The sequence below is a fragment of the Rhodoblastus sp. genome, from assembly GCF_041915505.1.
In the GTDB taxonomy this organism is placed as follows: Bacteria; Pseudomonadota; Alphaproteobacteria; order Rhizobiales; family Beijerinckiaceae; genus Rhodoblastus.
This window is the reverse complement of the sequence record NZ_JAYSBG010000101.1, coordinates 1-10439: the sequence shown is the minus strand read 5'-3', so window position 1 is coordinate 10439 and position 10439 is coordinate 1. Positions and strand designations below refer to the sequence as shown.

Sequence of the window (10439 nt, the reverse complement as noted above, 5' to 3'; positions counted from 1 at the left end):
GAACGGCGTCCAGGTCACCTTCCAGGGCAATGTGCGGTCGCAATTCACGCAGCCGCCCGAAGACGCCGCGGCTTCCGGCCAGAAGGACCAGTGAACATGAGTCGAGCAATACCCGCCGGGGCGCGAGTCCTTCTGATGGCGCTCGGCCTTGCGGCCTCGTCCTTTGCGACGACATCCTCGCGGGCCGCGCCGCCGAACGCGCCGCAAACGGGCCAGCCCGCGGCGCCCGCGCAGGGCGCAGCTTTGCTGCCCGGCGCCGCCAGCCGCGAGCCGATCAATATTTCCGCCGACAAGCTCGACTATTTCGACAAGGAGCAGAAGGCGGTCTATACCGGCAATGTCGTGGCGGTGCAGGGCGACACTCGCCTCAACGCCTCGGTGCTGACCATTTTCTTCGACCGCAAGCCCGGCTCGGCGCCGGCCGCGAGCGCCGCCACCGCCGGTCCAGGCGGGGCCAATTCGGGCCTGCGCCGCATGGAGGGCAAGGGGCCGATCGCCATCACCAGCAAGGACCAGATCGGCACCGGCGATTCCCTGGTCTATGACAAGCCGACCAATAAATTCCAGCTGATCGGCAATGTCGCCTTGTCGCAGGGCGAGAATGTCACGCGCGGGGATCAACTGACCTATGACCTCGCCACCGGGCAGGCGGTCGTCTCAGCCAACGGCGGCGGGCGCGTCAAGGGCCGCGTTCACACACTGATCGTGCCCGGCGAGGACAGCAAACCCGGCGCGCCGGGGGCAGCCAAGCCCGCGCCCAAGAAGAATGCGCCCTGACGGCGCGGACGACCGATTGGCCTGACCATGCTCCATGTCCATCATCTGGGAAAAAGCTACAAGGCCCGCCGGGTGGTGGAGGACGTCAGCCTGAACGTCCGCCGCGGCGAGGCGGTCGGCCTGCTCGGCCCGAACGGCGCCGGCAAGACCACGGTGTTCTACATGATCACCGGCCTCATCAAGCCGGACAAGGGCATGATCGAGCTGGACGGCCACGACGTCACCGGCCTGCCGATGTATCGCCGCGCGCGGCTCGGGATCGGCTACCTGCCACAGGAAGCCTCGATCTTCCGGGGGCTGACGGTCGAGGACAATATTCGCGCCGTGCTGGAAATCGCCGAGCCCGACCGCGACCGCCGCAACCAGCAGCTCGAAGCGCTGCTCGACGAATTCGACATCAAAAGGCTGCGCAAGTCGCCCTCCATCGCGCTGTCGGGCGGCGAGCGGCGGCGCTGCGAGATCGCCCGCTCGCTGGCCAGCAATCCGTCCTTCATGCTGCTCGACGAGCCTTTCGCCGGCATCGACCCGATTGCGGTCGGCGACATTCAGGATCTGGTCCAGCATCTGAAAGGGCGCGGGATCGGCGTGCTCATCACCGACCACAACGTACGCGAGACGCTCGGCCTGATCGACCGGGCCTATATCATCCATTCCGGCCATGTGCTGACGGAAGGCGACCCCGACGCCATCGTGGCCAATCGCGACGTCCGCCGCTTCTATCTCGGCGAAGATTTCCGGATGTGAACGGTTTCAGGACGCCCGCGCGCCGCCGGCGGCTGTGATCAAGCCGTTGCGCGAGCGAGGAAAATCCTGCTGAAACAAGTCCTTGCTCAGCATTAACTTTATGATTTTCGTCGGTTCCGCGACGTGTTTTTTCGTGGCCGACCTGCCGAAAAAGGTGTATGCAAGAAATAGGCCGTCTAATCGGCCACGCTTTTTTCGGTCCGTGGGTTCCGCATGGCTTTATCCGCCAAAATGCTGCTGCGACAGGGGCAGTCCCTGGTCATGACGCCGCAATTGTTGCAGGCGATCAAGCTCCTGCAATATTCCAGCGTCGAACTGGCGGCTTTTGTCGAGGAGGAGCTGGAGCGCAACCCGCTGCTCGAACGCGCGGAGGAGGGGCCCGACCCGACGCCGACCGGCATCGATGCGGCGGCCGAAGCGCAATCCGGCGAAATGGCGACGGATTTTTCGACCGATCCGGTCGAGGCCGATTGGGGCGCCTCGCAATTGGCCGTGTCGTCCGAAGGGCTGGCGGAAAGCCTCGGCACGGAAGTCGAAAACGCCTTCGACGCCGATCGCGATCTGAGCCCCGCTGTTGAACAGAACAAGCTCGAGGCCATGGGCCTGTCCGATTCGGCCTGGTCCGGCGTCGGCGGCGGCGAATCGACCGGCGAAGCCTCCAATATCGAGGCCTATGTCGCCGGCCAGTCCACCCTCGCCGACCATCTGGGCGAGCAATTGGCGCTGGCGACCGACGATCCGGTCGAGCGCATGATCGGCCTGGCGGTGATCGACGCCATCGACGAGGCCGGCTATCTGCGCGAGAGCGCCGAAGAGATCGCCGACCGGCTCGGCGCCTCGCTGGAGCGCGTCGAAAAGGTCATCGGCCTGGTGCAGACCTTCGAGCCGACCGGCATTGGCGCGCGCGATCTGGCGGAATGCCTCGCGCTGCAATTGCGCGAACTGGACCGTTTCGACCCCGCCATGCAGGCCATGATCGCCAATCTGCCGCTGGTGGCCCGGCGCGACCTGCCGGCGCTGCGCAAGCTCTGCGGCGTCGACGACGAGGACATCAAGGACATGCTGGCGGAGATCCGCCGGCTCGATCCCAAGCCGGGACGCGCCTTTGGCGGCGCGCCGATCCAGCCGGTGGCGCCCGATGTGATCGTCCGCGCGGCGCGCGACGGCTCCTGGGTGATCGAGCTCAATTCCGAGGCTCTGCCGCGCGTGCTGGTCAACCAGACCTATGCCGCGACCGTTTCGCGCAACAAGCCTGGCGGCGACGAGGACAAGACCTTCCTGTCGCAATGTTTGCAGACCGCCAACTGGCTGACCAAGAGCCTGGAGCAGCGTGCGCGCACCATTCTCAAGGTTTCGACCGAGATCGTGCGCCGCCAGGACGCCTTTCTCGCCGAGGGCGTCGAGCATTTGCGCCCGCTCAATCTGAAGAATATCGCCGATGCGGTCGGCCTGCACGAATCGACCGTCTCGCGCGTCACCTCCAACAAATATATGGCGACGCCGCGCGGGCTGTTCGAACTGAAATATTTCTTCACCGCCTCGATCGCGGCCCATGGCGGCGGCGACGCCCATTCGGCCGAAGCGGTGCGTTTCAAGATCAAGCAGATGATCGACGCCGAGGCGGCGGACGCCATCCTGTCCGACGACGCCATTGTTGAGCGGCTCAAGGCGCAGGACATCGATATCGCCCGGCGCACGGTGGCGAAATATCGCGAAAGCCTGCGCATTCCCTCCTCGGTCGAGCGGCGGCGCGAGAAACAGGGCTCCGCTTCGTTCTGACCGCGCTTGCGCGCGCGGAGGCGGATCAGGCCGGGAAAACCCTGCCGGTTCCGGGCCTTGGGATGCGCCATTGACTTACGCCCCGGAGGCTTCTAACCCTTGATCGCTGGGCCGGGCGTCGCCCCGGAAAGTCATGCGGCGCAGCTTCGGCCTCGCCGCGAGGAATGGCCGGCCGCGCCGCGAGGAGCCGAGGGAGAGCTCCGGCGGGCGGCTTGAACAAGAGCGGCTTGTAACAAGAACTGGAACAAAAAGATGGCCCTGCGGATCTCTGGCAAGAACATCAATATTGGCGAGGCGCTGCGCACCCATGTCTCCGACAAGCTGAATGCGGCGACCGGGAAATATTTCGACGGCTCCGTCACCGGCCATGTCACGATCGAGCCCGAAGGCTCCGGCTATCGCACCGATTGCACGCTCCATCTCGCGTCCGGCGTCACCCTGCAGGCGGAAGGCCGCGCGCAGGAAGTCTACGCCAGCTTCGACCAGACCGCCGCGCGAATCGAAAGCCGTCTGCGCCGCTACAAGCGCAAGCTGAAGGATCGCTCCGCCGCCCAGCGCGAGGCTTCTCCGGTTGGCGAGCCGATTCGCTATACCGTGCTCGGCGCGCTCGACGAGGCCGAGGAGGCGCCGGCCGAACATGATTTCAAGCCGGCGGTCATCGCCGAATCGGAAAAGCTTCTGCAGGAATTTTCCGTTTCGGCCGCCGTGCTGGAGCTGGACCTCACCGGCGCGCCGGTTCTCGTCTTCCGTCACGCGACCACGGGCCGCGTGAACGTGATCTATCGGCGGCTCGACGGCAATATCGGCTGGGTCGATCCGACCATCGGCGACAAAGGCTCCGCGTGATTGCGGCTCACTTTTTGCTTGAATGCGCGCGAGCGCCCGCTGACGGGCTCCGCGCGGGTTGGACGATTTTGATGCGCGCCGGCGAATCCGGCGCGCGCTTTGCGATTGCAGGCCCTGGTCTCGGCGCCTTGATGGAAAACGATCCTCATGCCGCTTGAAAAACTTCTGGTTCCGGAGGCGATTCTGCCCGCTCTCCGGGTGAACGGCAAAAAGCAGGCCCTGCAGGAATTGAGCGAAAAGGCGGCGGAAGTGTCCGGCCTGCCGGCGCGCGACATTTTCGAAGCCTGGATGCAGCGCGAAAAGCTCAATTCGACCGGGCTCGGCGACGGCATCGCCATTCCGCATGGCAAATTGCTGAATGCGCCGCGTATTTTCGGGATTTTCGCGCGGCTTGAGCGCGGAATCGATTTCGAGGCCCTCGACGGCCAGCCGGTCGACCTGCTGTTCGGCCTGATCGCGCCGGAAAACGCCGGCGCCGATCATCTCAAGGCCTTGGCCGTGATCGCGCGGCTGCTCAGAAATCCGGCGATCTTGGCCAAAGTTCGGGCGACGCGCGAGGCTCCGGCGCTCTATTCCATCCTGACCCAGGCGACGCCTTCCTCCGACGCGGCCTGAGATCGCGGAGGCCGCCCTCATGATCGACGACGCCGTTGAAAGCCTGCGCGACATCTTCACGCCGCCGTTCAGGGCCGTACTGCTGAAATCGCTCGGCCTGACCGTGGCCTTGCTCGCGGCGCTCTGGCTCATTCTGGAACGCGGGGCGATCTGGCTCACGACGAGCGGCTCGTCCTGGTTCGAGGGCGCGCCCTGGCTGAAGACGCTAGTCGAAGTGGCGGCGGGGCTGGGCCTGTTCGTTGGCCTGATCTTCCTGATCGCGCCGGTCGCGATGCTGGTCGCCGGCTTTTTCCTCGACGAACTGGCGGATCATGTCGAGGCCAGGATCTATCCGCCGGATCGACAGGGCCGCGCTGTGCCGGCGGTGACCTCGATGGGTTTGGCCTTGCGCTTTTCCCTCGTCGCGCTGGCGGTCAATCTGGCCGCCTTCGCTCTATGGCTGCTACCGGGCGTCAACGCCTTGGTGTTTTTCTTCGCCAACGCCTATCTGTTCAGCCGGGAATATTTCGAATTGGCGGCGATGCGGTTCCGGTCGCCCGAGGAGGCGCGGAGCCTCCGCGAAAAACATTGGCTGCCGGTCCTGGCTGCCGGCCTGCTGATCGCGGTTTTCGTCGCCACGCCGCTGCTGAACCTGCTGACGCCGCTGTTCGGCGTCGGGCTGATGGCGCGGCTGCATAAAAGACTGACGGCCCCGAAAGCGGGGACGCAGCCGGTCGTGTTCCCGCGCTGACGATTTATAGCGTATTCGCTGGCGCGGCCCTTCGGGTCGAGCGAAGTGGATACCGGTTCGCGTGAAGAAAACGCGTCAAAACAAACATCTAGATCGTTTTGTTGTTTCCACGAAACAATGAAACGATCTAGACCACGCGCTGGTCCGCATATTGGCCGGTCTTGCGGAAGCGGTAGAGATAGGTCGGGACGATCGATTCGATCGATTCCGGCGTGATGCCGATGCCGGCGAGCGTGCGCCCCTCGGCGCTGGCCTGTTCCGAAACGAGATTGTCGTGCTTCAGCAGCTCGACCTGATCGGCGGTGAAGACGAATTCGTTCGGCAGGATGCCAAGCAGCAGTTTGTTGAGCGTCTCGGTCACCGCGCCGAGCGCAGCGGCGGCGCCGAATGGCAGCGGCGCGAGCAGGCGGCGGCGATGGATCGTCGCCAAAGTGAATTCGAGCAATTCGCGCATCGTCTTGATGGCGGGACCGCCCAATTCATAAGTGACGCCCGGCTGGCCCGCGCCGCCGAGCAGGCGGGCGCCGGCCTCGGCGACGTCGCCGACATAGACCGGCTGCAGCCGGGTCGCGCCGCCGCCGATCAGCGGCAAGGCGGGGGCGAGGCGCGCCAGAGCGGCGAAACGGTTGAAGAATTGATCTTCCGGGCCGAACACGACCGAGGGGCGCAGGATGGCGGCGGAGGGCAGCGCGGCGCGCACGGCCGCCTCGCCGGCGGCCTTGGTGCGGGCATAGGCGGAAGCGGAATCAGAATCGGCGCCGATGGCCGAGACATGGAGGAAATTGGCGATGCCGGCGGCTTTGACGGCCGCGGCGACGGCGCCGGCGCCTTCGGCCTGCACCGAGTCGAAGGTCTGCTTGCCCCAGGGCGCCAGAATGCCGACCAGATTGACCGCGGCTTCCGCGCCGCGCAGGGCGGCGGCGATCGAGTCCGGATAGCGGATATTGGCCTGGACGGCGTTGATCTGGCCAACGACGCCGAGCGGCTGGAGGAGATAAGCGAGATCTGGCCGCCGCGTGGCGACGCGGATGCGCCAGCCGTCGCGCGCCAGGGACCGGACCAGATGGCGGCCTAGAAAGCCGGAGCCGCCGAAAACAGTGACGATACGATCCTGGGGCTGAATGTCGGTCATGGCTGCGGGCCCTCGATGTGAGCAGACGGCGCTTGACCGCCTGATTAGTCAATCTGGAGCCGCGCGTCCATCCAACTCTTCGCTAAAGCGCGACTTTGGCGAAAGGCGCTCGTCGCGGCTCAGCCGCCGGCCGGGGCCACGCGCGCCTCGCCCATCAGGGCCGGCGCGCCGCCGGCCGTCTGGGCCATCAGCCGCAGGACCGCGACAAAGCCCTGCGCCGTTTCGTCGACCTTGACGACGCGGGCCGTCAGCGAGGCGGTTTCGCCTTCGAGTACGGGCGTGAGAAACTGTCCCGTCAGGCCGATCACGGCGAGATCGGGCCGCCAGTCGTCCAGCATGGGCTCGAAAGCGGCGAGGATCTTCATGCCATGGACCGGCCGGGCCGGAAAGCCGAAGCCTTGCGCGAAGGCGAGATCGAGATGCAGCGGATTGTCATCGCCGGAAATGGCCGCATATTCGGCGAGATCGGCCGCGGAAAACGGGCCGATCGCGCGCGGCGGCAGTTTTTCGCCAAGGCGCGGCGCGGTCGCGACGGTCATGGACGAGCCCCCGCCTTGGCGCCGGGGATCGCAGCGGGATCGATCAGGCGCAGGGTCGAGACGATGCGGCCGACCTTTTCGCCGGCGACATCGAACACATCCGCCGCGACGATCAGCCGCGCCGGTTCGGTCTCGCGGCGCATTTCGATCATCAGGTCGTAGCTCTCGCCGGGGCGGATCGGCCGGCTATATTCGAAATGCTGCGCCTCATGCACCGGCAGGCCGACTTCCTCGGCCGCCAAGCGGACGGCGTCGCCGATTTCCGGAAAATGCATCACCACGACCGGGAAGCTCGCCGGCGGCGGGCCGTCGGCGCGCCAGCCGGTCGCATGGCGGAAAGCGGCGACAGCCTCGGGCGCGGCCGTCGCGCGGAGCGGTCCAAGGCGCTGGACGTCGGGCGAATTGCTCAACATCTTTCAGCTCGCGGCGGGCGTCACGATCAGCGAGGCGTTGATCCCGCCGAACGCGAAGGAATTGGACAGGACCGCGCGGATCGGCATTTTCACGGCCTCGGGGCCGACCAGCCGGATCAGGCATTTGGGATCCTGGATCTCGGTATTGAGATTAGGCGGGGCGACCTGTTCGCGCAAGGCCATGATCGAAATCGCCAGCTCCAGCGCGCCGCCGGCGCCGAGCCCGTGGCCATGGACCGGCTTGGTCGAGGACACCAGCAGGTCGTCGCAATGGCCGCCGAAGGCAAGGTTGAGCGCTTCCGCCTCGTTGACGTCGTTCATCACCGTGGCTGTGCCATGGGCGTTGACGTAATCGATATCGGTCGGCGCGAGGCCCGAATCCTCCAGCGCCATGGTCATGCAGGCGGCGGCGGAGACGGCGTCGGGCCTGACCGGGTCCAGCGCGTCGCTATTCGTGCCATAGCCGGCGATCACGGCCAGCGGCTCGGCGCCGCGGGCGCGGGCGGCGTCCTCGCCCTCGATCACGAACATGGCGGCGCCTTCGCCGAGCACCATGCCGTTGCGGTTCTTGGCGAAAGGCCGGCACAGGTCGGGCGTCAGCACGCGCAGGCATTCCCAGGCGCGCATCGAGCCATTGGTGGCGCAGGCCTCGGAGCCGCCGACAATGGCGCGGTCGATCATGCCGGCGCGGATCATCTGGGTGGCGAGGCCGATCGCCTGGGCACCGGAGGAACAGGCGCTGGCGATGGCGAAACAGGGGCCGGTCGCGCCATAGCGCATGGAAAGCTGCGAGGGTCCCGCGCTCGGGATGAGCTTGGGCACGGTCAGCATGTCCGGCCGTTTATTGGCGAAATAGACGTTGTAAATGCCGTCGTCGCAGGTGCGCATGCCGCCGGCGCCGGTGCCGAGCAGAGCCGCGCAACGCGAGCCCTGGCGCGCGGCCGGGTCCAGCCCCGCCTGGGCCATGGCCTCGTCGGCCGCGACCAGCGCATAAGCGGTGAAGGCGTCGGCGAAGGGGGCGACTTCCGGGCCGAGCCGCGCTTCGATGTCGAAATCGCGCACCTGGGCGGAAATGCGGATGCGGCCGCCATAGGGTTCGCGCACTTCCAGCGGGCCGATACAGGGCTTGCCGTCACGCGCGGCGCGCCACAGGAGTTCCGCCCCGACGCCGGCCGCCGAAACGGCGCCCATGCCGGTGACGACAACGCGTCTGGAAGTCATTTCTCGGATTTTTCCTTGAGGATATGGGCGCTGATCGCCTCGACCAGGCCCTTAAGGTCCTTGGCCTCCTGGAATGAGCCGTCCATCGGGATATAGACGTCGAATTTTTCCTCGATGGCCGTCAGGACCATCACGATATCGATCGACTTCAGGCCGAGGCTTTCGATCGTGGCGTCATCCTGGAGCTTTTCGCGAGGAATCATGCCCTCGGTGGCGATGACGTCGAGAATGTCGTTGATCATCGCCTGCTGGTCGTTGGAAACCGAAGTCAATGGCGCACCCCTGGTTGCGTTCGGCGGTCCCTGCGGCGTTCGGGCGGCTGAAAGGCGGCGGACCGATGCGGCGGAAGCGGCGCCGGGCCCATTATCTTGAAACCGGACGCCCCTCCATGTAGCAAACAGTCTCGAATGACGCCAAAACAATTTTTTCGGCGCCGCAAAGCCGCCCGCAACGGGTGGAAAAATCGCACGGGAACAATACCATGCCGCATCCCCTTGTCGCGCGGGCCGCAGGCTTCGAAGAGCCGCCTGCCGGCTTGACCGAGGAAATGATGGCGCGCCTGGTGCGCGAATTCTATACCCGCGCCCGCGCCGACTCAGATTTGGGCCCGATTTTCGAGGCGCGCCTCGCCGGCCATTGGGAGGAGCATCTGGCGAAACTGACCGATTTCTGGTCCCAGATCGGCCTGCAGAGCGGACGTTACAAGGGCCGGCCGCTGCCAGCCCATGCCGCGCTCGATCTCGCGCCGGAACATTTTACGCGCTGGCTGGCTCTGTTCGAGCAGACCGCGCGCGAAGTGCTGCCGCCGGAGGGCGCGCGGTTTTTTGTCGCACGCGCGCATCGTATCGCGGAGAGCTTCCAGATCGGCCTGAACATCGGCGACAAGGCGATGGATTTTCGCGCCGCGCAGAAGATTCGGGAGGATTGAAAGGGCTCTGTCGTCACGCTTCGAAGCGGAGATCGATGTCCTCCAGCGGAATGCCGAGGGCTTTCGTCGTCCAGCTTTGGCCCGCCTGCACCGGCATTGCCAGCGTGAGCGTTCCTGTCGAAACGATTTCGCCCGCCTGCAGTGGCGGGTTGCGCCGATCTTTGGCGAGCAGTTCGACAAGATGGCGCAGGGCGAGCAGCGGGCTGTCGAGCACCAGCGCTCCGCCGCCGCTCTGGCTGAGCGTTCCGTTACAATAGAGTTCGACGCCGAAACTGGCGAGCTCCCGCCGCCAGATCTCTTGCCGCGGCGCGACAGCATGGCGGCGTCCGACGAGAAGGGCGCCGTGGAGCGCATTTGCCGCAATCGTGTCCGAGGCCGCGAATTTCCAGCCCGGATAGATCGACTGGACGATCTCATAGCCGAGCGCGATCCAGTCGATGCAGTCAAGCAGCGCCGTTTCGTTGCTATGCGGCCCGGGCGCCTTGCCAAGGCCGAACATGATTTCCGGCTCAATGCGCGGCTCGGCGAAATCGCTGACATGCTGAACCGGCGTCTTGTCGAGTTCAAAGGTCGTCCGGTTGGCGCAATAGCCCCAGATCGGCTCTTGAACGCCATGCGCCGCCCACATCCGGCGGTTGGTGAAGCCGATCTTTCGCCCGACGATGGTCTCGCCGCGCGCCTCGAATGCGGAGCGGAGCAGCGGAGTCACCCGATA

General features: G+C 65.8%; 12 protein-coding genes and 1 pseudogene. 7 read left to right on the top strand and 6 right to left on the bottom strand.

What is annotated here, in order from left to right; all coding sequences use genetic code 11:
- Positions 1-96: 96 nt before the first annotated feature.
- The 6 genes and pseudogenes from lptA (at position 97) to ACE3S9_RS08480 (ending at position 5491) form a co-directional block, all read left to right on the top strand.
- Complete coding sequence (gene lptA, locus ACE3S9_RS08505) at positions 97-777, top strand: lipopolysaccharide transport periplasmic protein LptA (protein WP_374546017.1); 681 nt, start codon at positions 97-99, stop codon at positions 775-777.
- An 18-nt stretch (positions 778-795) separates the two neighbouring features.
- Positions 796-1521, top strand: a pseudogene (gene lptB / locus ACE3S9_RS08500) (LPS export ABC transporter ATP-binding protein); the annotation flags it as partial.
- A 213-nt stretch (positions 1522-1734) separates the two neighbouring features.
- Complete coding sequence (rpoN, locus tag ACE3S9_RS08495) at positions 1735-3300, top strand: RNA polymerase factor sigma-54 (RefSeq protein WP_374546016.1); 1566 nt, start codon at positions 1735-1737, stop codon at positions 3298-3300.
- 252 nt (positions 3301-3552) lie between these two features.
- Complete coding sequence (hpf, locus tag ACE3S9_RS08490) at positions 3553-4146, top strand: ribosome hibernation-promoting factor, HPF/YfiA family (RefSeq protein WP_374546015.1); 594 nt, start codon at positions 3553-3555, stop codon at positions 4144-4146.
- Positions 4147-4293: 147 nt separating this feature from the next.
- A complete protein-coding gene (locus ACE3S9_RS08485; RefSeq protein ID WP_374546014.1) occupies positions 4294-4761 on the top strand; it encodes a PTS sugar transporter subunit IIA in 468 nt (155 codons plus the stop codon).
- 19 nt (positions 4762-4780) lie between these two features.
- Complete coding sequence (locus ACE3S9_RS08480) at positions 4781-5491, top strand: sulfate transporter family protein (RefSeq protein ID WP_374546013.1); 711 nt, start codon at positions 4781-4783, stop codon at positions 5489-5491.
- A gap of 127 nt (positions 5492-5618) precedes the next feature.
- Here the strand turns inward: ACE3S9_RS08480 and ACE3S9_RS08475 are convergent, their stop codons facing one another.
- From ACE3S9_RS08475 to ACE3S9_RS08455, 5 genes are all read right to left on the bottom strand, one after another.
- A complete protein-coding gene (locus ACE3S9_RS08475; RefSeq protein ID WP_374546012.1) occupies positions 5619-6623 on the bottom strand; it encodes a complex I NDUFA9 subunit family protein in 1005 nt (334 codons plus the stop codon).
- A 119-nt stretch (positions 6624-6742) separates the two neighbouring features.
- Positions 6743-7162, bottom strand: coding sequence for a MaoC family dehydratase (locus tag ACE3S9_RS08470; RefSeq protein WP_374546011.1), 420 nt, complete (start codon positions 7160-7162; stop codon positions 6743-6745).
- Positions 7159-7575, bottom strand: a complete 417-nt coding sequence (locus ACE3S9_RS08465; RefSeq protein ID WP_374546010.1) for a hypothetical protein — start codon at positions 7573-7575, stop codon at positions 7159-7161. The genes ACE3S9_RS08470 and ACE3S9_RS08465 overlap by 4 nt, the downstream gene beginning before the upstream one ends.
- Before the next feature lie 3 nt (positions 7576-7578).
- On the bottom strand, positions 7579-8796 hold the full coding sequence (locus ACE3S9_RS08460; RefSeq protein WP_374546008.1) for a beta-ketoacyl synthase: 1218 nt from the start codon (positions 8794-8796) through the stop codon (positions 7579-7581).
- Complete coding sequence (locus ACE3S9_RS08455) at positions 8793-9068, bottom strand: acyl carrier protein (RefSeq protein ID WP_374546007.1); 276 nt, start codon at positions 9066-9068, stop codon at positions 8793-8795. The genes ACE3S9_RS08460 and ACE3S9_RS08455 overlap by 4 nt, the downstream gene beginning before the upstream one ends.
- Positions 9069-9277: 209 nt before the next feature.
- On the opposite strand from ACE3S9_RS08455, the gene ACE3S9_RS08450 reads away from it, so the two are divergent.
- A complete protein-coding gene (locus ACE3S9_RS08450; protein WP_374546006.1) occupies positions 9278-9724 on the top strand; it encodes a group III truncated hemoglobin in 447 nt (148 codons plus the stop codon).
- A gap of 13 nt (positions 9725-9737) precedes the next feature.
- Here the strand turns inward: ACE3S9_RS08450 and ACE3S9_RS08445 are convergent.
- Positions 9738-10439 (bottom strand): 2-keto-4-pentenoate hydratase (locus ACE3S9_RS08445; RefSeq protein ID WP_374546005.1); only part of this gene is annotated, 702 nt, incomplete at its 5' end.